General features: G+C 70.0%; 16 protein-coding genes and 1 tRNA gene. 4 read left to right on the top strand and 13 right to left on the bottom strand.

Features of this window, described 5'->3' with window-relative positions:
• Nucleotides 1-7 precede the first annotated feature (7 nt).
• From atpE to lysA, 13 genes are all read right to left on the bottom strand, one after another.
• Complete coding sequence (atpE, locus tag ABD073_RS14325; RefSeq protein ID WP_343875709.1) at nt 8-229, bottom strand: ATP synthase F0 subunit C; 222 nt, start codon at nt 227-229, stop codon at nt 8-10.
• 51 nt (nt 230-280) lie between these two features.
• On the bottom strand, nt 281-1,066 hold the full coding sequence (gene atpB, locus ABD073_RS14320; RefSeq protein WP_343875923.1) for a F0F1 ATP synthase subunit A: 786 nt from the start codon (nt 1,064-1,066) through the stop codon (nt 281-283).
• Between the two features lie 64 nt (nt 1,067-1,130).
• Complete coding sequence (locus tag ABD073_RS14315; protein WP_343875708.1) at nt 1,131-1,370, bottom strand: hypothetical protein; 240 nt, start codon at nt 1,368-1,370, stop codon at nt 1,131-1,133.
• 35 nt (nt 1,371-1,405) lie between these two features.
• Entirely contained in the window at nt 1,406-1,912 is a 507-nt protein-coding gene (locus ABD073_RS14310; RefSeq protein ID WP_343875706.1) for a hypothetical protein, read from the bottom strand.
• A 99-nt stretch (nt 1,913-2,011) separates the two neighbouring features.
• Nucleotides 2,012-3,109: an MraY family glycosyltransferase gene (locus ABD073_RS14305; protein ID WP_343875705.1), complete on the bottom strand. Its 1,098-nt coding sequence runs from the start codon at nt 3,107-3,109 to the stop codon at nt 2,012-2,014.
• Nucleotides 3,109-4,077: an L-threonylcarbamoyladenylate synthase gene (locus tag ABD073_RS14300; protein WP_343875704.1), complete on the bottom strand. Its 969-nt coding sequence runs from the start codon at nt 4,075-4,077 to the stop codon at nt 3,109-3,111. The genes ABD073_RS14305 and ABD073_RS14300 overlap by 1 nt, the downstream gene beginning before the upstream one ends.
• On the bottom strand, nt 4,074-4,940 hold the full coding sequence (gene prmC, locus ABD073_RS14295) for a peptide chain release factor N(5)-glutamine methyltransferase (RefSeq protein WP_343875702.1): 867 nt from the start codon (nt 4,938-4,940) through the stop codon (nt 4,074-4,076). The genes ABD073_RS14300 and prmC overlap by 4 nt, the downstream gene beginning before the upstream one ends.
• A complete protein-coding gene (gene prfA / locus ABD073_RS14290; RefSeq protein ID WP_343875701.1) occupies nt 4,937-6,007 on the bottom strand; it encodes a peptide chain release factor 1 in 1,071 nt (356 codons plus the stop codon). The genes prmC and prfA overlap by 4 nt, the downstream gene beginning before the upstream one ends.
• Before the next feature lie 100 nt (nt 6,008-6,107).
• Nucleotides 6,108-6,317: a 50S ribosomal protein L31 gene (rpmE, locus tag ABD073_RS14285; protein ID WP_343875699.1), complete on the bottom strand. Its 210-nt coding sequence runs from the start codon at nt 6,315-6,317 to the stop codon at nt 6,108-6,110.
• Between the two features lie 432 nt (nt 6,318-6,749).
• Entirely contained in the window at nt 6,750-8,621 is a 1,872-nt protein-coding gene (gene rho, locus ABD073_RS14280) for a transcription termination factor Rho (protein WP_386778195.1), read from the bottom strand.
• Between the two features lie 385 nt (nt 8,622-9,006).
• Entirely contained in the window at nt 9,007-9,903 is an 897-nt protein-coding gene (gene thrB, locus ABD073_RS14275; protein ID WP_343875697.1) for a homoserine kinase, read from the bottom strand.
• Nucleotides 9,903-11,228: a homoserine dehydrogenase gene (locus ABD073_RS14270; protein ID WP_343875695.1), complete on the bottom strand. Its 1,326-nt coding sequence runs from the start codon at nt 11,226-11,228 to the stop codon at nt 9,903-9,905. The genes thrB and ABD073_RS14270 overlap by 1 nt, the downstream gene beginning before the upstream one ends.
• Nucleotides 11,229-11,260: 32 nt before the next feature.
• Complete coding sequence (gene lysA, locus ABD073_RS14265) at nt 11,261-12,664, bottom strand: diaminopimelate decarboxylase (RefSeq protein ID WP_343875693.1); 1,404 nt, start codon at nt 12,662-12,664, stop codon at nt 11,261-11,263.
• A 128-nt stretch (nt 12,665-12,792) separates the two neighbouring features.
• Between lysA and ABD073_RS14260 the strand changes: the two genes are divergently transcribed.
• The 4 genes from ABD073_RS14260 (at nt 12,793) to ABD073_RS14245 (ending at nt 19,539) form a co-directional block, all read left to right on the top strand.
• Nucleotides 12,793-12,867, top strand: a tRNA-Arg gene (locus tag ABD073_RS14260).
• A 54-nt stretch (nt 12,868-12,921) separates the two neighbouring features.
• The gene (locus ABD073_RS14255; RefSeq protein WP_343875692.1) at nt 12,922-14,295 is read left to right on the top strand and encodes a glycosyltransferase 87 family protein; all 1,374 of its coding nucleotides are present in this window, start codon (nt 12,922-12,924) and stop codon (nt 14,293-14,295) included.
• Entirely contained in the window at nt 14,292-15,593 is a 1,302-nt protein-coding gene (locus tag ABD073_RS14250) for a glycosyltransferase 87 family protein (RefSeq protein WP_343875691.1), read from the top strand. The genes ABD073_RS14255 and ABD073_RS14250 overlap by 4 nt, the downstream gene beginning before the upstream one ends.
• Nucleotides 15,594-15,735: 142 nt before the next feature.
• On the top strand, nt 15,736-19,539 hold the full coding sequence (locus ABD073_RS14245) for a multifunctional oxoglutarate decarboxylase/oxoglutarate dehydrogenase thiamine pyrophosphate-binding subunit/dihydrolipoyllysine-residue succinyltransferase subunit (RefSeq protein WP_343875689.1): 3,804 nt from the start codon (nt 15,736-15,738) through the stop codon (nt 19,537-19,539).
• Nucleotide 19,540 lies beyond the last annotated feature (1 nt).

Raw genomic sequence — 19,540 nt, 5'->3', positions numbered from 1 at the left:
GAAAGCATCAGTTGAGGACGAACGCCAGGGCGATGCCGATGATGGCCAGGGCCTCAACGACGGCCATGCCGATGAAGGCGGTGCCCATCATGGCGCCACGGGCCTCGGGCTGACGAGCGGTGCCGTTGATCACGGAGGCGAAGATCCAGGCGACGCCGAGGGCCGGACCGAGGGTAGCCAGGGCGTAGCCGATCATGTTGATCGAGCCACCGATTTCCATGGGGGTCATTGCGATTCCTTTCGGATGTTTTCTTCGGTCTTGAAGAAAGCTAGGGGTTGGTCAGTGCTCGTCCGCGATGGACGAGCTCACGTACTGGGCCGTGAGGACGGTGAAGATGTAGGCCTGCAGCGCTCCGACGAAGAGCTCCAGGAAGAGGATGGCGAAGCTGAACAGCAGCGAGACGCCGCCGGCCACGCGGTTGAAGACCGGGCCATTGGTCAGCAGGTAGGCGCCGCCCACCACGAAGACCAGCACCACCAGGTGTCCGGCGAACATGTTGGCGAAAAGACGCAGGGCCAGCGTGACGGGCCGCACGATGAAGTTGGACAGGAATTCCAGCGGGATCAGCAGCGGCATCAGGTACCACGGGGCACCCGGGGGCATCAGGGAGTGCTTCAGGTAGCCGCCCACGCCGTGCTTGGCGAAGCCCGCGCCCATGTAGACGATCCAGGAGACCAGCGCCAGTGCGTAGGCGTAGCCGATGTTGGAGAAGGTTGGCAGCATCGTCAAGAAGAACTCGCCCATCCAGTTGTTCACCAGGATGAAGCTGAACAGCGCCAGCAGGTAGGGCAGGAACTTGCGGTAGTCACGGCCCAGGGTGTCGCGGGCGACGCCGTTGCGGATGAAGTCGTAGACGTACTCGAAGAAGAACTGGCGCTTGGTGGGGCGGACCTTCAGGCCGCGGGAGGCCCACAGCCAGAAGCCGAGCACCAGGACGGCCGCGATGATGGCCTGCATGGCGGGCTTGGTCAGCCAGCCGATGCCGTAGTTGCCGTCGAACCAGAAGTCCTCGACGCTCGGCGGCGTGTAGCCACCGCCGTGGCCCTCGCCGCCCTCCAGGGGCATCAGGTTGAGCGGGAGAAGGTTCATGAGGTTCAGCATCACAGGTCATCTCCCTGGCAGAGGTTGGTCACGAAAGGCTCCCGAAGCGCTTGACGATGAGGTAGATGCTGAAGCCGAGGCCGAGGATCAGGCCGACGGGGAGCATCCAGGTCTGGTGGAGGTACTTCGCCCCGAGCCAGCCGAGGCCGCCGTAGAGCAAGATACCGGAGAGCGTGTAGCTGAGGACGACCATGCCGTCCTCTCCGCGGGGGCCAGACAACTCAGTGGGGCCACCGTCGTCGGAGGGGGTGCGACGCTGCTCTTCCATGCCGGAAGTGAGATTAGCAGTCTGGCCTGCGGCAGTCACTTCGCACCTCCGGTGCGACGCGAGGCGGCCCAGTCGGCGTCGTAGACGTAGACCCGCTGGCGCGCATTCGCCACCAGGATGCCAGCCAGCCAGCCCACCAGGGCCAGCACGGCACCGGCCATGAAGGCGCCGCGGTGGAAGACCGCCTCGAGGCTGTCCTGGTGCCGCATGGCCAGGGCCAGCAGCAGTCCCAGGATGGCCACGCGCGCCAGGAAGGAGACCATCACCAGGCCCATCGCGAGCCCGTCGGCCATCTCCCCGGCGACCATCTGGACCCCTTGACCGGAGGCGAAGAAGACGATCACCAGGGCGGCGGCGAGGGCGGCATTGGCAGCGGCGGTGGGGCCGGTGAGCAGGAAGGCTCCCCCGACGGCCAGCAACAGTCCCAGGTGGGCGCCGACCACGGCCGTGCGCAGCATCCCGAGGCAGAGCTCGACGCCCTGGCTGGCCTGCTGCGAGCCCGTGCCGCGCGCACCATGCCCCCGCCCGGGGAGCAGTGCCATCGCGGTCATCGTGATCTCGTTCCTGGCCGTGGGGACGGCCGTCGCAGCGGGATGCGGTGTGCTTGTGAAACCTAGCACAAGCATTCTCTTGATGTCGAACTAAGTGGCGGTGCGCCGGCCCGGCAACCAGGTGAGCAGACCGGCCACGACGGCGACCAGCACGACGGCGGCCACCACCCACCAGCGCTGGCTCAGCCCCACCCCGATGGCGCCGAAGCTGATCAGCGCGGTCCACAGGTACATCAGCAGACAGGCGCGCACCTGGGAGTGGCCGCGCTGCAGCAGCCGGTGGTGCAGGTGCTTCTTGTCGGCCACGAACCACCAGGTGCCGGCCATGGTGCGTCGGGCATAGGCCAGCACCAGGTCCAGGAAGGGCAGCGCCATGATCGCCAGCGGCAGGATGATCGGCAGGTAGCTGGGCAGCAGTCCCCCGGCATCACCGCTGAGGGCGGCCGAGTCCACCTGGCCGGTCAGCGAGATCGTCGAGGCGGCCATCAGCAGGCCCAGCAGCATGGCGCCGGAGTCACCCATGAACATCCGCGCCGGGAAGAAGTTGTGCGGCAGGAAGCCCAGGCACAGGCCGGCCACCGCGACGGTGACCAGGCTGGCGGTGGTGGCGAGCACCAGGTCGCGCTCATGGGCCAGCAGGTAGGTGTAGGAGAAGAAGGCCAGCGAGCCGATCGCCACCACCCCGGAGGCCAGGCCGTCGAGCCCGTCGACGAAGTTGATGGCATTGACGCACAGGAAGATGAAGATCACCGTGACCAGGATCGACGTGGCGGTGTCGAGCACGATGATCCGGTTCGGCAGCGCGATCCAGAACATCCGCACGCCGTTGAGCACGACGATGCCGGCGGCCAGCACCTGCCCGGCCGCCTTGGCCAGGGCCGGCAGGTCGAGCATGTCGTCCAGCACCCCCACCGCGCAGATCACCGCCCCCGCCACGAAGATGGCCGCCGAGTCGTGGGTGACCACGGCATGGCGCCCCAGGAAGGGAAGCTGTGCCGCCAGCAGGAAGGCGGCCCCCACCCCGCCGAGCATCGCCAGCCCGCCGAAGTAGGGAATCGGCACGGCGTGCACGTCGCGGTCACGCACCTTGGCCACCGCACCGGTGCGCAGCGCCAGGCGTCGGCACAGCCCGGCCAGCAGGTAGGTGGTGGCGAAGGCGGTCAGCAGGACCAGGGCGTACTCGCGCATCAGGCGCCGGTGACTCGGGGGTCCTCGACCTCGATGCTGCCAGCGGTCTCCCCCGCGGCGTCCGGCGGCTCAGCCGCCGCCTGCTGCTCGGCCTCTGCCGCGGCATCCAGCGGCTCCTCGGAGTCGTGGTCGTGACCGCAGTCGAGGTCGGCCTCGAGGTCGGCGTGCTCGTCGGGGTCGATCACGAAGGGGTCCACCTCGCGCAGCTGCTCGGTGGTGAGCACGCCATGGCGCACGATGCGGCCCATGGTCTCGCTGACGAAGTCGACGATGGTGGAGGGAGTGGCGCCGGGCGTCGCGCCGGCGTCGAGGTAGACCGCGACGCTGTCGCCGAGCTGCTGGACCGCATCCTCGATGCTGGTGGACGAGGGCTCGCCCGAGACATTGGCGGAGCTCACCGCCAGCGGTCCGGTGCGGCGCAGCAGGTCACGGGTGAAGTCGTGGTCGGGCACGCGCACCGCGATGGTGCCATTGGTCTCGCCCAGGTCCATCCGCAGGTGTTTCTGGGCGGGCACGATCAGGGTGAGGGCACCGGGCCAGAAGGCCTCGGCCAGCCGCAGGGCCGAAGCGGGCAGGTCGTCGGCCAGGGCCTCGAGCATCCCGGTCTCGGCGATCAGCACCGGCGGCGGCATGTCCCGGCCGCGGTGCTTGGCCTCCAGCAGGCCCTGCACGGCCTCGGCCGAGAAGGCATTGGCGCCGATCCCGTAGACGGTGTCGGTGGGCAGCACGATGCACTCCCCCGCTGCGACGGCGGCCTGGGCGGCGGCCAGCGCCTCCGAGGTCTGCGTCAGGGCATCGAAGCGCTGGTGCGGTGCGCGGGCGGGAACGGAGTCCTCCGGCTCGGGCTTCGGGCTCTCGGAGGCGGTCTCCGGCTCGCTCGGGGCGGCTGCCGCGTCGACCTGCTCGCCCACCGGCTCGACGCCGGTCTCCTGGGGGTCCTCGGGGGTGGTCTGGGGGGTGTGGCTCACGCGCCCCATCCTGCCACGCCGGCCTCCCAGCGCCGCGCCGACACGAAGCGGGGCCGGCCGGCCAGGTCGGTGTGGTCCTGCACTTGCTCGAAGCCACCCTGCTCGACGAAGACCTCGACGGCGGACTGCTCCTGCACCTCGGCATGCTCGCTGCACACCAGGCCGCCGGGGCGCAGCAGGCGCGCCGCCACCCGGGCCACGACGCGGGTGGCGTCCAGGCCGTCGTCGCCGGACCACAGGGCGAGGGCAGGATCATGGTCGCGGACGTCGGTGGCCACCGACTCCCAGGCCTCCAGCGGGATGTAGGGCGGGTTGGCGATCACCAGGTCGACGCGGCCGTCCAGTTCGGCGAAGGCCTCGGCCATGTCGCCCTGGCGCAGGTCGACCCCGGTGCCGGCCAGGTTGCGCCGGGCCCAGTCGAAGGCGGTCTCGTCCAGCTCCACCGCGTACTGCACGGCGCCGGGATGCTCTGCCGCGATGGCCTTGCTGATGGCGCCGGAGCCGGCGCACAACTCGACCACGACCGGGGCCTGCTGCCCTGCCAGGTGCTCGAGCGCCCAGCCGGTCATCACCTCGGTCTCGGGCCGGGGCACGAAGACGCCGGGCCCCACCTCGAGGCGGACGGTGCGGAAGAAGGCCTCCCCGGTGAGGTGCTGCACCGGGATCCCCTCGGCCCGTCGGGCCACCAGCTCGTCGAGCCGGGCGGCCTGCTCCTCGTCGAGGGCGGAGAGCCGGAAGAGCTGGTTGGGCTCGATGCCGGCGACGTGGGCCAGCAGGGTGCGGGCCTCCGCGGCCGGCGAGGCGGTGCCGGCGGCGGCCAGCGTGCGGGTGGCCGCGGCCAGGGCCTGCGAGGCGGTGCTCACTCCCCCACCTGCTCCAGGCGTTCGGCCAGGTCGGCGGCCTGCAGCGCCTCCACCAGCGGCACCAGCTCGCCGTCGAGCACCTGGTCCAGGTTGTGCGCCTTGAAGCCGATGCGGTGGTCCGCGATCCGGTTCTCGGGGTAGTTGTAGGTACGGATCCGCTCCGAGCGGTCCACGGTGCGCACCTGGGAGTGGCGGGCGGCGGAGGCGTCGTTGGCGGCCTGCTCCTCGGCCAGCGCCACCAGACGCGAGCGCAGGATGCGCATCGCCTGCTCCTTGTTCTGCAGCTGCGAGCGCTCGTTCTGGCAGGTCACCACCAGGCCACTGGGCAGGTGGGTGATCCGCACCGCCGAGTCGGTGGTGTTGACCCCCTGGCCGCCCTTGCCGGAGGAACGGTAGACGTCGATGCGCAGGTCGTCGTCGTTGATCTCCACCTCGTCGTCGTCCTCGACGTCGGGCATCACCAGCACGCCGGCCGCGGAGGTGTGCACCCGGCCCTGGCTCTCGGTGACAGGCACCCGCTGCACCCGGTGGACGCCGCCCTCGAACTTGAGCGCGCCATAGGGGGTCTGCTCGGCGCTGCCGGGGGCCTTCACGGCCACGGTGACGCTCTTGTACCCGCCCAGGTCGGTGGTCTGCTCGTCGAGCAGCTCGGTCTTCCAGCCCATCTTCTCGGCATAGCGCGAGTACATCCGCAGCAGGTCGCCGGCGAACAGGGCCGACTCCTCGCCGCCCTCGCCGGACTTGATCTCGAGGATGGCGTCCAGGCTGTCGTGCGGGTCACGCGGGGCCAGCAGGGCGGTGAGCCGTTCGGTGAACTGCTCACGTCGGGCCTGCAGCTGTTCCGCCTCGGCGGCGAAACCCTCGTCCACCTCCGCCAGCTCGCGGGCGGCGGCCAGGTCGGCGTCGGTCTGCTCGAAGTCGGCCAGCGCCTTCACGATGGGCATCAACTCGGAGTAGCGGCGCCCCACCTTGCGGGAGCGCTGCATGTCGCCCAGGATCGCGGGATCGGACATCTGCTGCTCCAGCTGGGCGAACTCGTCGCGCAGCCCCTCGGCGTTCTCGAACATGCTTCCTCAGCTGGTGGTGGGATGGGCGCGAGGCGCCCGGGTACGACGAACGGGCGCCGGGGACAGGTTCTCACCTGTCTCCCGACGCCCGTCGCGCAAGCTAGCTCTTCTTGGCGTAACGACGCTCGAAGCGGGCCACGCGGCCACCGGTGTCGAGGATCTTCTGCTTGCCCGTGTAGAACGGGTGGCAGGCCGCGCACACGTCGGCGCTCATGGTGCCGGACTTGTTGGTGCTCTTGGTGGTGAACGTGTTGCCACAGGTGCACGTCACCGTGGTCTCCACGTAATCCGGGTGGATTCCCTGCTTCATGTCATTCTCCTAGTTCTTGGATGTACCGGGTCGCCCTGACATGGACTGCGGACGTGAACCGGCACCGACGCACAATTATGCCGTGCAGGTGCCTCAGCACCAAACCGGGTGGAAATGTTCCGCCACCGACTCCCCGAGGCTGGACGGCTCTGCCGGGTCGCCCCTCCGCTGGACCCGCGCAGCTTCAAGCCTGCGAGAAGCGGTGCGCGCGGGTCCACCAGGGTCCAAGGGGCTGGAGGCCCTTCGAACTCCGCGTGCCCGTGAGCGACGCAGGAGCGAGCGGTGAACGCACGCCCCCAACAGCTCGCTCCAAGGTCGCTCGAAGCCCGGGGGTTCGAGGGGGTCGTCCCTCCGCTGGACCCGCGCAGCTTCGAGCCTGCGAGAAGCGGTGCGCGCGGGTCCACCAGGGTCCAAGGGGCTGGAAGCCCCTTGCTATTCAGACGGCGTGGTCTTGCTGATCTGCACCAGGAAGTCGTTGTTGGACTGGGTCTTGCGCATCTGCTTGAGCAGCATCTCCAGGGCCTGCTGGTCGTCCATGCCGGAGAGCACGCGACGCAGCTTCCAGATGATGGCCAGCTCCTCGCGGCCCAGCAGCAGCTCCTCGCGACGGGTGCCGGAGGCATCCACGTCGATGGCGGGGAAGATGCGCTTGTCGGCGAGGTTGCGCTTGAGGCGCAGCTCCATGTTGCCGGTGCCCTTGAACTCCTCGAAGATGACCTCGTCCATCTTGGAGCCGGTCTCGATCAGCGCGGTGGCCAGGATGGTCAGCGAGCCGCCGTTCTCGATGTTGCGGGCGGCGCCGAAGAACTTCTTCGGCGGGTACAGCGCTGCGGAGTCCACACCGCCCGACAGGATGCGGCCCGAGGCCGGGGCGGCCAGGTTGTAGGCGCGACCCAGGCGGGTGATGCCGTCGAGCAGCACGACCACGTCGTGACCCAGCTCCACCAGGCGCTTGGCGCGCTCGATGGCCAGCTCGCTGATCGTGGTGTGGTCGTCGGCGGGGCGGTCGAAGGTGGAGGCGATGACCTCACCGGAGACGGTCCGCTGGAAGTCGGTGACCTCCTCGGGGCGCTCGTCCACCAGCACCACCATGAGGTGCACCTCGGGGTTGTTGGCGGTGATCGCATTGGCGATGTTCTGCATGATCATCGTCTTGCCGGCCTTGGGCGGGGAGACGATCAGGCCACGCTGGCCCTTGCCGATCGGGCTGACCAGGTCGATGATGCGGCCGGTCATGTTGCTGGCGCCCGTCTCGAGCCGCAGCCGCTCCTGCGGGTAGAGCGGGGTCAGCTTGTTGAAGTCGGGGCGGTTCTTGGCCTGCTCCGGGTCGGCACCGTTGATGGTGTCGAGGCGGACCAGCGGGTTGAACTTCTCCTTGCGCTCGCCCTCCTTGGGCTGGCGCAGGGCACCGGTGACCACGTCGCCGCGACGCAGGCCGTACTTGCGCACCATCGAGAGCGAGACATAGGCGTCGTTGTTGCCGGGCAGGTAGCCCGAGGTGCGCACGAAGGCGTAGTTGTCCAGCACGTCGAGGATGCCGCCGATGTTCAGCAGGACGTCGTCCTCGCTGATCACGGGCTCGGCCTCGTAGCGGTCGATGGCCTGGCTGTTGCCGCCCCGGTTGTTGCGGCGGTTGCTGCGGTCGCGCTGGCGCCGACGCCGGCCACGGCGTCCACCGGGCTCGTCGTCGTAGTCGCGATTGTTGCTCTGGTTGTTCTGGTTGCCGCCGCCGTTGTTGTTGCCGCGGTCGTTGTTGCGGTCCTTCTTCGACTCCTGCTGCTGGCGGTTGCTGCCGCCGTTGCCGGACTCGGAACGGTTCTCGCGCGGGGCGTCCTCGCGGGTGCCGCCCTCGGCCTGCTGGTCCTGGTCCTCGCCACCGTTGCCACCGCGACGGCGGCGTCGGCCGCTGGACAGCTCGGCCAGACGGGCGCCGACCTCGGCGCCCACGTCATCGCCACCGGCCTGCTGCTCGCGCTGGCTGCCCTGCTCGCGCTGGCCGCCCTGCTCGCGCTGGGCCTGCTCGGTGCGCTGCGGCTGCTCGGAGCGGGCCTGGTTGTCGTTGTCCTGCTGGCCGTCGTCGCTGCGACGACGCTCGCGGCGGGGGCGCTGCTCGCCCTGCTCGCCGGAGCCCTGCTGGCCTTGGCCCTGGTCGGCGGCGCGCTCGGAGGGCGCCTGCTCGGAGGTGGCAGCCGCGCGCGGGGCGCGCTCGGAGCGGGCCGCGGGGGCCTGGCCGCCGCCGGAGAGCGCGGAGACCAGGTCGGCCTTCTTCAGGCCGGTGGTCCGGATGCCACGGGAGGCCGCCATGGCCTTGAGCTCGGGCAGCTTGAGGGCCGCCAGGCCCTTGCCGGCGGGCTCGGTGGTGTTGTCAGTCACGGGTTTCCTTTCGGCGAACCGGGCGTGGGATGGAGTGGCAGCACTGTGCGTGCCGGGCATCGCCCGTATTCGGTGTCAGGTCGGGAGCGCACGGCTGCCGCGGAGGCAGCCGGACGTCACGCTGGCGCGGTGGTACCGCGATGGGGAGGACTGCGGTGTGGATGATCCTGGGCGGCGCGATCGCTGCCTCGATCCCCGACTCTTTCCCCGAGCCAGAGGCACCTGACCTGTGAGGTGCGAACGGGGCCCACTGGGCACCTGTTCTCCCGGAAGCCTAGCACCCGGGGTGCCAGCGCCCCATGTGGCGGCGCGTGGTTCAGTCAACCTGCAGCAGGTGGACGCCCCCGCCCAGCGCCAGGTCGTGACGCCGGAATCCCTCGCAGGCAACGGTTCGAGCCCCCTCGAGCTGCTCCGACGTGCCCAGCGCCAGGACGGTGGGTCCGGCCCCTGAGACCACCGCGGCGATCCCGGCCTGGCGCAGTCTGGCCACCAGGTCCGCGGAGGGCTGCATCAGCGCGGCGCGGTGGTCCTGGTGCAGCCGGTCGCGCGTGGCGAAGAGCAGCCGGTCAGGATCGGTGGTGATGGCGTGCACCAGGGCGGCGGCACAGGTGGCCTGGGCCACCGCGTCCAGCCGCCGCACCTCGTCGGGCAGCACCCCCCGGGCCCCGGCGGTGGGCACCTCGAAGGAGGGCACCCAGGCGCAGGTGGCCAGGCCCCGGACAGGATCCAGCTCCACCACCTCCCAGTCCTGCTCCTGCCAGGCGAGCACGACGCCGCCGTGCACCGCGGCGCAGGCATTGTCGGGATGGCCCTCGGCCTCGGAGGAGAGCTGGTCCAGCCAGTCCAGGTCCAGCGGTTCGCCGGGACGCGCCAGCGCCCAGGCCAGTGCCAGACCGGCGACGATCGCGGCGGCCGAGGAGCCCAGCCCCCGGCTGTGCGGGATGGTGTTGTGGGCCTGCAGCCGCAGCCCGGGCGCCTGCTCCCCCAGCTCGTCGAGGCCCTGGCGCAGCATCCGCACCACCAGGTGGCGCTCGTCGCGCGGCACCTGGTCGGCGCCCTCGCCGGTGACCTCCACCTCGAGCCCGTGTTCCAGCACCTCGGCGGAGAGCTCGTCGTACCAGTCCACCGCCAGGCCCATGCAGTCGAAGCCGGGCCCGAGGTTGGCGCTGGTGGCGGGCACCCGCACCCGTGCCCGTCGGCCGGCCGGCAGCATCACTTGCCCTCGACGCGGATCACCGCGACCGGGCCGCGGGTGAAGGGACGGGTGCCCAGCTCGGCCACGACGGCCTGCAGGTCGGACTCGCGGGCCAGGTGGGTCATCAGCGCCAGTACCGCCACCTGCTCGTCGGTGTTCTCGGCGGTGGTCTGGTCGACGGTCTGCACCGAGACGTTGTGGTTGCTGAAGACCGTGGCGCAGGCGGCCAGCACGCCGGGCTCGTCGGTGACCTCCACGCGCACCAGGTAGCGGGTCTCCACCTCGCCCATCGGCATGATCTCGCGCTCCGCGTAGACCGACTCGCCGGGGCCGGCGACACCGCGCACCCGGTTGCGGGCGACGGTGACCAGGTCACCCATCACGGCCGAGGCGGTGGGCGAACCACCGGCGCCCGGTCCCATGAACATCAGCCGGCCGGCCTCGCGGGACTCCACGAAGATGGCGTTGTAGGCGCCGTGGATCCCGGCCAGCGGATGGCTGTCGGGCACCAGCGCGGGGTGCACGCGCACGCTGACCCGGCCTGCGTCGTCGAGCCTGAGCACGGCCAGCAGCTTGACCACGCAGCCGGCCTTGCGGGCGGCGGCGATGTCGGCGGCGCTCACCTGGGTGATGCCCTCCCGGTAGACATCGGCCCCACGCACCCGGGTGTGGAAGGCCAGGGTGGCCATGATGGCGGCCTTGGCGGCGGCGTCGAAACCCTCGATGTCGGCGGTGGGATCGGCCTCGGCGTAGCCCAGCTCCTGGGCCTGGGCCAGGGCGTCGGCGAAGTCCGCGCCGGTGGTGGTCATCTGGTCGAGGATGTAGTTGGTGGTCCCGTTGACGATGCCCATCACGGTGGTGATCTCGTCGCCCACCAGGGACTCGCGCAGCGGTCGCACGATCGGGATGGCACCAGCCACGGCCGCCTCGTAGTAGAGGTCGACGCCGGCGCGCTCGGCAGCGCTGAACAGGGTCTCGCCGTCCTGGGCCAGCAGCGCCTTGTTGGCCGTGACCACGCTGGCGCCGTGCTCGATGGCCTTCAGCACCAGGCTGCGGACCGGCTCGATGCCGCCCACCACCTCCACCACGACGTCCAGGTCTCCGCGCGAGACCAGGGCGTCCGCGTCGGTGGTGAACAGCTCGGGGTCGAGGCCACCGAAGTCGCGCTCCAGGCTGCGCACGGCGATGCCGACCAGCTCGATGCGCTGACCCACCCGGTTGGTGAGGTCCTCGGACTGCTGGGTGATCAGGCGGGCCACCTGGCTGCCAACCACGCCGCAGCCCAGCAGGGCCACCTTGATCGGGGGCAGCGCCGCGGGGTCCGTGGGCTCCAGACGGTTCATCATCATCCTCGTTCTCGGGTGGGGTCCAGGTCTCATTCGCCGACGTCGAGGCGCATCAGGTCCTCGAGGCTCTCGCGACGCAGCAGGGTGCGCAGCTCGCCGTCGCGCACGGCGACGACGGGCGGCTTGGTCAACATGTTGTAGTTGCTGGCCATCGATCGGGCGTAGGCGCCGTTGGCGGGCACCGCCAGCAGGTCCCCGGGACGGATGTCGCCGGGCAGGAAGACGTCGCGCACCAGGATGTCGCCGCCCTCGCAGTGCTTGCCCACCACGCGGCAGAGCACCGGCTCGGCTTGCGAGGTGCGCGAGGCCAGCGCCGCGGAGTACTCGGCCGCGTACAGGGCCGGGCGGATGTTGTCGCTCATGCCGCCGTCGACGCTCACGTAGACGCGCTGCTGGCCGCCGTCGACGTCGACCACCTTCACGGTGCCGACGGTGTACAGGGTCATGGTGGTGGGCCCGGAGATGGCGCGGCCCGGCTCGATCGACATCACCGGCACGTCGATGTTGTAGCCGCGCGCCTCGTGCTCCACGATCTCGCGCAGGTTCGTCGCCAGCGCGTCCGGGGTGGCCGGGGTGTCGGCCGAGGTGTAGGCGATGCCAAAGCCGCCACCCAGGTCGAGCTCGGGCAGCTGGGCGCCGGAGGCGGCGGTGAACTGGGCCAGCAGCTTGATGGTGCGCCGGGCGGCCACCTCGAAGCCGTTGGTGTCGAAGATCTGCGAGCCGATGTGGGAGTGGATGCCGAGCAGCTCCATGTGCGGGCTGTAGTGGCAGCGCACCATCGCCACCATGGCCTGGCCGTTGGTGATCGAGAAGCCGAACTTCTGGTCCTCGTGGGCCGTGGCGATGTACTCGTGGGTGTGGGCCTCGACGCCGGTGGTGACGCGCACCATCACCCGGGCGGTCCAGCCGTTGGCCTCGCAGAGCTGTTCGATGCGGCCGATCTCGTCCAGCGAGTCGACGATGATGCGTCCCACGCCCTGGGACAGCGCGAGCTCCAGCTCCGCCATCGACTTGTTGTTGCCGTGCAGGCCGATCCGGGCGGGTTCCATACCGCCGGCCAGTGCCACGGCCAGCTCTCCCCCGCTGCAGACGTCCAGGTAGAGGCCCTCCTCGTGGATCCAGCGGGCCACGCTGCGGGTCAGGAAGCTCTTGCCGGCGTAGTAGACCTGCCAGCCGGCGAAGGCCTCACGGAAGGCCCGGGCGCGCTGGCGGAAGTCCTGCTCGTCGACGACATAGGCAGGGGTACCGGCCTGCTCCGCGATCTCCGCGACGCCCAGCCCGGCCACCTCCAGCTCACCCGCCTCGGAGCGCTTCACACCGCTGCTCCACAGGGCGGGGTCCAAGGTGTTGACGTCGGTGGGGAAGGCAAGCCACTGCGGTCCGGCGGCGGTGGCGTCGGCATGGATCGAGCCGGCGACATGGGTGTGCGTCATGGTCGTGATCCTTCCAGATCTTGCCGCCCAGACCCGACACGGACCATGGGTTGGCACGCCCGCCGGCCGCCGGTACCCGACCCATGCCCGAGGCCTGCTAGGGTGGTCCCTGCCCCTGATGGGGGCTGGCCCCCGTAGCTCAGGGGATAGAGCACCGCCCTCCGGAGGCGGGAGCGCAGGTTCGAATCCTGCCGGGGGCGCCACCAACCATCAGCACCGACACCGATCGGGTCGCCGCGGGCGCCCCAGGGGGCCCCGTGAGCCAGGCAGAACCGTTCAGCGAGACCAGGTACTTCACCCCCACGGGCCCGTGGCGCGCATGGTGGGACTCCGAACGGCTCAACGACGCCCGCCTGATGAAGAAGGTCTGGGCCGCCAGCCGGGTGCTGCTCTTCGCCGAGTGGGCGCTGATGATGTTCAGCCTGGGCGACACCCGCTACTACTTCGAGAAGATCACGAAGATGTCGACGGTGGGCCCCGGGCTCACCATGACCGAGTACCCCACCCCGGTGCTGTGGATCCTGAAGTTCCCCGACCTGTTCAGCTTCGGCCACCGCTGGGCCTATGTGCTGGCCTTCTTCGTGTCGATGTTCCTGCTCGACGCGCTGTTCACCTGGAAGCTGTGGCACGACGGTGGCCGGCTGCGCGGCAAGGCGGTGGCTTTCTGGTCGGCCTTCGTGCCGCTGGTGGGCATCACCGCCTACCTGCGCTTCGACATCATCACCGCCGTGCTGGCCGGCCTGGCGCTGCTGGAGCTGCGCAAGCGTCGCCCCGGCGTCGCCGGTGCCCTGGTGGGCATGGGTGCCGCCGTGAAGCTGTGGCCCGCCCTGCTCTGGCCCGCCCTGCTGGGCGGCGAGGAGCGTGGGCAGCGGCGAACCAACCGCACCGGCGCAACTCTCGGCTTCTGGGGCTGCGGCCCGCTGCTGGCCCTGGTCAGCCTGCTCTGGGCGGGCTGGGACCGGCTCTTCTCCCCGCTCACCTGGCAGGGCGCCCGCGGTCTGCAGATCGAGAGCGTCTGGGCCACCCCCGCCATGCTGGGCCGGATGGTGGACAAGTACGCCTACTGGATCGGCGTGAGCGAGTTCAACGCCTGGGAGATCTCCGGACCGGGCGCGCCGCTGCTGCTGAAGGCGGCCAGCCTGTCCTTCGCGCTGGGGGTGCTCGGCGCCGTTCTCGCCTACGTGCTCTGGCTGCGACGCGGCCACCAGCGACTGCTGGAGGGCGCCGCGCTGATGCTGCTGGTGATCGTCGTGATGATCGTGACCAACAAGACCTTCAGCCCGCAGTACATCATCTGGCTCGGCGGCCCGCTGGCGGCCGGCTGGGCGATGGCCAGCGAGAACCCCAAGGGTTCCTGGCAGGCCGGTGAGGACGAGCACCGACTGGCCGAGGTGAGCGAATGGACGCTGCTGGTGACGCTGCTCACCCAGCTGGTCTACCCGATCGGCTACGCCTCCCTGGTGGGCCACCGTCCCGGCATGCACGGTGCGACGCTGGTGCTGGCCGCCCGCAATGCGGTGCTGGTCTGGCTGCTGGTGGTGGTGGTGCGCTGGATCTGGGGCTTCCTGTCCCCTCGTCCCATCCGGGCCACCGAGCCCGACGCGACGACCGATGCCGTGGGTGCCGCGTGAGCGCGCCGGGGCGGGTCGCCCTGCGTGAGCACCACGACGGGGCCAGCCGGCAGGACGGGGCCAGCCGGCAGGACGGGCGCGGGCCGGCGAACTCGCTCCCCCGGCTGCTGCTCGGCCAGGCCTGGCCGTGGGTCCTGGTCTGGCTGGTGAGCCGCGGCTGGATGCTGCACCAGTGGGCCGCCCACTACGACTTCATCCAGAACGACGTGAAGTACTACCTGGGCCAGCTCGGCCAGGCCGACGGCTACCCGGTGACGCTGCGCGAGTACCCGCTGCCGGTGGTCTGGCTGCTCGACCTGCTGCGCCTGCCGGTGGACGGCCGCGCCGGACTCTACGTGGTGGTCTTCGCGATCGCCATGGCCACGCTGGACGCCGCCTTCGCGGTCTGGTTGTGGCAGGGGCGCTCCAAGGTGGCGGCGCTGTACTGGATGGCCTTCACCTTCTGCATGGGCCCGCTGGTCTGGTTCCGCTACGACCTGCTGGCCGCCGTCGTGGTGGGCGTGGCGGTCTTCCAGGTGGCGCGACGCCCCGGCCTGTCGGGGGCGCTGGTGGCTCTGGGGGCCGCCATCAAGCTGTGGCCGGCACTGCTGATCGCGGCCTGCGTGGGCCGCTCGGCGGCTGCCCGTCGCCGGCTCAACCACTTCGTGGCGACCGGGCTGGCCCTGGCCACGGCAGCCCTGCTCTCGGGCGGCCTGGCGCGCTTGGTCTCCCCGCTGACCTGGCAGTCCGGGCGCGGCCTGCAGATCGAGAGCGTCTGGGCCAGCGTCCCGATGTGGCTGCGGGGCTTCTCGCCCGACTCCGGCTACCTGGTGCAGATGAGCCGCTACAACGCATTCGAGGTCTACGGCCCCTCCGCGGGACTGTGGCAGCGGGCCAGCGACATCTCGATGCTGGTGGGCGTGCTCTTCGCCGTCGCCGTTGGCCTGCTGTGCGCCCTGCGCCGTGATCTGCCGGCGCACAGCCGGGCGCTGGCCTGCGTGGCCATCGTGCTGGTGATGCTCACCTGCAACAAGACGCTGAGCCCGCAGTACCTGAGCTGGCTGGGTGCGGTGGTGGCGGCCTGGATCGGACTGGTCCCGCGCGGCCCCCAGCGGCTGCCGGCCGCCCTGTTCGCCGGGCTCTGCCTGGCCCTGGCCGCGGCCACCCAGTTCATCTACCCGAACAACTACGGCGGGCTGATCAGCCTGTCGGGCGCGGACCCACTGGTGACCACCGTCCTGGTGGGGCGCAACCTGCTGCTGGCGGCCCTCACGGTGCTGGCCTGCACATGGACGATCATGCAGCTGCGACGTCGCTGACGACCGTTGCCAGATGGCGGTATGTCAGTTTGCCCCGGCCCCCGTGACAGCCGATAACATCGGTCGTGGTAGGCACAGGGGCCTGCTGCAGGCCAACACACACCGGAAGAAGGCGATGGGTGGCGCAGGCCACCGACCACACATGTCCCACAACGATCCCTCCAGTGACTTCGGCGCCAACGACTGGCTCATCGAGGAGATGTACGAGCAGTACCAGAAGGATCCGAGCAGCGTGGACGCCGCTTGGGCCGACTACTTCTCGAAGAACGCCCCCGGCGGAGCGCCCGCCCAGACCACGCCCGCGCCGGCCCCGCAACCCACCGCTGCCGCCCCGGCCGCCAGCCCGCAGCCCACCCCCGCCGCCCAGCCCGCCCCGGCCGCGAAGCCGGCCGAGCCCCAGGCCGCCGCCCCTCGTCCTGCCGAGGCGTTTGCCCCCAAGGCTGCCGAGACCAAGCCGGCCGGTTCGAAGACCGAGAAGCTGGAGAAGGGTGCCGAGACCCCGGCCACCCCCGGCACCGCCTCGCGGCTGAGCGCCAACGCCCCGAACCCCGCCAAGCGGCCCAAGGTGGAGTCCAAGGAGCCGACGAAGACGGTGATGAAGGGCGTCGCCCGCGCCACCGCCAAGGCCATGGACTCCTCGCTGACCATGCCGACGGCCACCACCGTCCGTTCCGTGCCGATGAAGCTGGTGATCGAGCAGCGCACCGCGATCAACAAGTTCCTCAAGCGCACCAAGGGCGGCAAGATCTCCTTCACCCACATCATCGGCTACGCCATGATCCAGGCCCTCAAGGCCACCCCCGGCATGAACAATGCCTATGCCGAGACCGACGGCAAGCCCACCCTGGTGGAGAACCCGTCGATCAACCTGGGCCTGGCCATCGACCTGGTCAAGCCGGACGGCAGCCGCAACCTGGTGGTGCCCGCCATCAAGGGCTGCGAGCAGCTGGACTTCGCCCAGTGGTGGGCCGCCTACGAGGAGGTCGTCAAGAAGGGCCGCGAGGGCAAGCTCACCACCGAGGACTTCGCCGGCGTCACCGCCTCGCTGACCAATCCCGGCGGCCTGGGCACCAACCACTCGGTCCCCCGCCTGATGAACGGCCAGGGCGTCATCCTGGGCGTCGGCTCGATCGACTACCCGCCGGAATTCCAGGGCACCAGCGAGAGCCGGATCAACGAGCTGGGCGTCAGCAAGATCACCACGCTGACCTCCACCTACGACCACCGCGTCATCCAGGGTGCCCAGTCGGGTGAGTTCCTGCGCACCATCCACCAGCTGCTGCTGGGTGCCAACGGCTTCTACGACCACATCTTCGAGAGCCTGCGCATCCCCTACCCGCCGCTGAAGTGGGACACCGACGTCAGCGCCCACCGCTACAGCCAGGTGCCCAAGGAGGCCCGCGTCGTCGAGCTGATCCAGGCCTACCGCAGCCTGGGCCACCTCGCCGCCGACATCGACCCGCTGGAGTACGTGCAGCGCAGCCACCCCGACCTCGAGCTGGAGACCCACGGCCTGACCCTGTGGGACCTGGACCGCGAGTTCGCGATCGGCACCTTCGCCGGCCAGAAGCGCGCCTACATGACGCTGCGCGAGATCCTCGACGTGCTGCGTGACTCCTACTGCCACACCATCGGCATTGAGTACATGCACATCACCGACACCGAGCAGCGCACCTGGTTCCAGGACAAGTTCGAGCGCCAGCACACCACGCTGCCGCGCGAGGAGCACCTGCGCATCCTGGACAAGCTGAACGAGGCGGAGATCTTCGAGACCTTCCTGCAGACCAAGTTCGTCGGCCAGAAGCGCTTCAGCCTCGAGGGCGGCGAGTCGGCGATCGTGCTGCTGGACGAGATCTGCGAGCAGGCCGCCGACAACGGCCTCGACGAGGTCTGCATCGGCATGCCGCACCGCGGCCGGCTCAACGTGCTGGCCAACATCGTCGGCAAGTCCTACGGCCAGATCTTCCGTGAGTTCGAGGGCAACATCGGCGTCGGTGGCGCCCAGGGCTCCGGCGACGTGAAGTACCACCTGGGTGCCGAGGGTCGTTTCAGCGCCGCCAGCGGTGCCACCATCAACACCTCGGTGGCCGCCAACCCCAGCCATCTGGAGACCGTGGACCCGGTGCTCGAGGGCATCACCCGCGCCAAGCAGGACAAGCTGGGCAAGGAGGGCTACCCCGTGCTGCCCATCCTGATGCACGGCGACGCCTCCTTCGCCGGCCAGGGCGTGGTCTACGAGGTGCTGCAGATGAGCCAGCTGCGCGGCTACCGCGTCGGCGGCACCGTGCACGTCGTGGTCAACAACCAGGTGGGCTTCACCACCTCGCCGGTGGAGTCGCGCACCAGCGTCTACTGCACCGACGTGGCCAAGACCATCCAGGCCCCCGTGATCCACGTGAACGGCGACGACCCGGACTCGGTGGTGCTGGCCGGCCGGCTGGCCTACGAATACCGCGAGCGTTTCCACAAGGACGTCGTGATCGACCTGGTCTGCTACCGCCGACGCGGCCACAACGAGGGCGACGACCCGAGCTTCACCCAGCCCAACATGTACGACCTGATCGAGCAGAAGCGCTCCCCCCGCAAGCTCTACACCGAGAGCCTGATCGGGCGCGGCGACATCTCCACCGAGGACGCCGAGCAGGTCATGAACCGCTTCCGAGACCGCCTGGAGGGCGTCTTCAAGGAGGTGCGCGAGGAGACCGGCGACGACGACCAGTACACCCGCGTCCCCTACTACCCGAGCAAGCCCAGCAATGCGGCCGGCACCGAGGTGAGCAAGGGCGTGCTGGAGGCCGTGGCCAAGGCCTACAGCGAGCTGCCCGAGGACTTCCAGGTGCACAAGAAGGTCAAGCCGCAGCTCGACCGCCGCGCGCAGCAGATCCTGCAGGGGCCGATCGACTGGGCCACCGCCGAGCTGCTGGCCTTCGGCTCCCTGCTGATGGAGGGCCGCCCGGTGCGCCTGACCGGCCAGGACTCGCGTCGTGGCACCTTCAGCCAGCGCTTCGCCGCCATCGTGGACCGCGTCAACAACGAGGCCTACGTGCCGCTGAAGCACGTCAGCGAGGACCAGGCCACCTTCGAGGTCTACGACTCGCTGCTCAGCGAGTACGCGGTGATGGGCTTCGAGTACGGCTACTCGGTGGCCGCCCCCGACGCCCTGGTGCTGTGGGAGGGGCAGTTCGGTGACTTCGCGAACGGCGCCCAGACCATCGCCGACGAGTTCATCAGCTCCGGCTTCGCCAAGTGGGGCCAGAAGTCGGGCGTCGTGCTGCTGCTCCCCCACGGCTACGAGGGCCAGGGACCGGACCACAGCTCGGCGCGCATCGAGCGCTGGCTGCAACTGTGCAGCGAGAACAACCTGGCGGTCTGCCAGCCCTCGACCCCGGCCAACCACTTCCACCTGCTGCGCCAGCACGCCTACGTGAACTGGCACCGCCCGGTGGTGATCATGACCCCGAAGTCCATGCTGCGCAACAAGCTGGCCACCAGCCAGCCGGAGGACTTCACCTCCGGCCGCTGGCACCACGTGCTGGGCGACCCGACCATCACCGATCCCTCGCAGGTCAAGCGCGTGCTGCTCTGCTCGGGCAAGGTGCGCTGGGAGCTGGTCAACAAGCGCGCGAAGCTGGGCCTGGAGGGCCAGGTGGCGATCATCGCGCTGGAGCGGCTCTACCCGCTGCCGGCTGAGGAGCTGGCCGCCGAGCTGAAGCAGTACGCGCACGTGACCGACATCCGCTTCGTGCAGGACGAGCCCGAGAACCAGGGTCCGTGGCCCTACATGGCGCTCAACCTGCCCAAGGCCGTGGCCGAGCACGACCCGTCGATCGACCTGTCGGGGTGGAAGCTGTTCAGCCGCCCGGCGGCCTCCGCGCCGTCGGTGGGCTCGCACAGCGTGCACGAGCAGCAGGAAGAGCAGCTCACCACCTCCGCGCTGCAGGACTGAT

Origin of the sequence: Luteococcus peritonei (assembly GCF_039526385.1) — a bacterium.
Taxonomy (GTDB): domain Bacteria; phylum Actinomycetota; class Actinomycetes; order Propionibacteriales; family Propionibacteriaceae; genus Luteococcus; species Luteococcus peritonei.
The sequence above is the reverse complement of the archived record's forward strand: the minus strand, read 5'-3'. Positions and strand labels throughout refer to the sequence as shown.

What these genes read in the sequence shown, in the direction of transcription:
- atpE (WP_343875709.1), bottom strand. Translation starts at nt 229, where the DNA reads ATGACCCCCATGGAAATCGGTGGCTCGATCAACATGATCGGCTACGCC.
- ABD073_RS14270 (WP_343875695.1), bottom strand. Translation starts at nt 11,228, where the DNA reads ATGAACCGTCTGGAGCCCACGGACCCCGCGGCGCTGCCCCCGATCAAG.
- ABD073_RS14245 (WP_343875689.1), top strand. Translation starts at nt 15,736, where the DNA reads ATGTCCCACAACGATCCCTCCAGTGACTTCGGCGCCAACGACTGGCTC.
- thrB (WP_343875697.1), bottom strand. Translation starts at nt 9,903, where the DNA reads ATGCTGCCGGCCGGCCGACGGGCACGGGTGCGGGTGCCCGCCACCAGC.
- ABD073_RS14305 (WP_343875705.1), bottom strand. Translation starts at nt 3,109, where the DNA reads ATGCGCGAGTACGCCCTGGTCCTGCTGACCGCCTTCGCCACCACCTAC.
- prfA (WP_343875701.1), bottom strand. Translation starts at nt 6,007, where the DNA reads ATGTTCGAGAACGCCGAGGGGCTGCGCGACGAGTTCGCCCAGCTGGAG.
- ABD073_RS14310 (WP_343875706.1), bottom strand. Translation starts at nt 1,912, where the DNA reads ATGGCACTGCTCCCCGGGCGGGGGCATGGTGCGCGCGGCACGGGCTCG.
- atpB (WP_343875923.1), bottom strand. Translation starts at nt 1,066, where the DNA reads ATGCCCCTGGAGGGCGGCGAGGGCCACGGCGGTGGCTACACGCCGCCG.
- rpmE (WP_343875699.1), bottom strand. Translation starts at nt 6,317, where the DNA reads ATGAAGCAGGGAATCCACCCGGATTACGTGGAGACCACGGTGACGTGC.
- lysA (WP_343875693.1), bottom strand. Translation starts at nt 12,664, where the DNA reads ATGACGCACACCCATGTCGCCGGCTCGATCCATGCCGACGCCACCGCC.
- rho (WP_386778195.1), bottom strand. Translation starts at nt 8,621, where the DNA reads ATGGCGGCCTCCCGTGGCATCCGGACCACCGGCCTGAAGAAGGCCGAC.
- ABD073_RS14315 (WP_343875708.1), bottom strand. Translation starts at nt 1,370, where the DNA reads ATGGAAGAGCAGCGTCGCACCCCCTCCGACGACGGTGGCCCCACTGAG.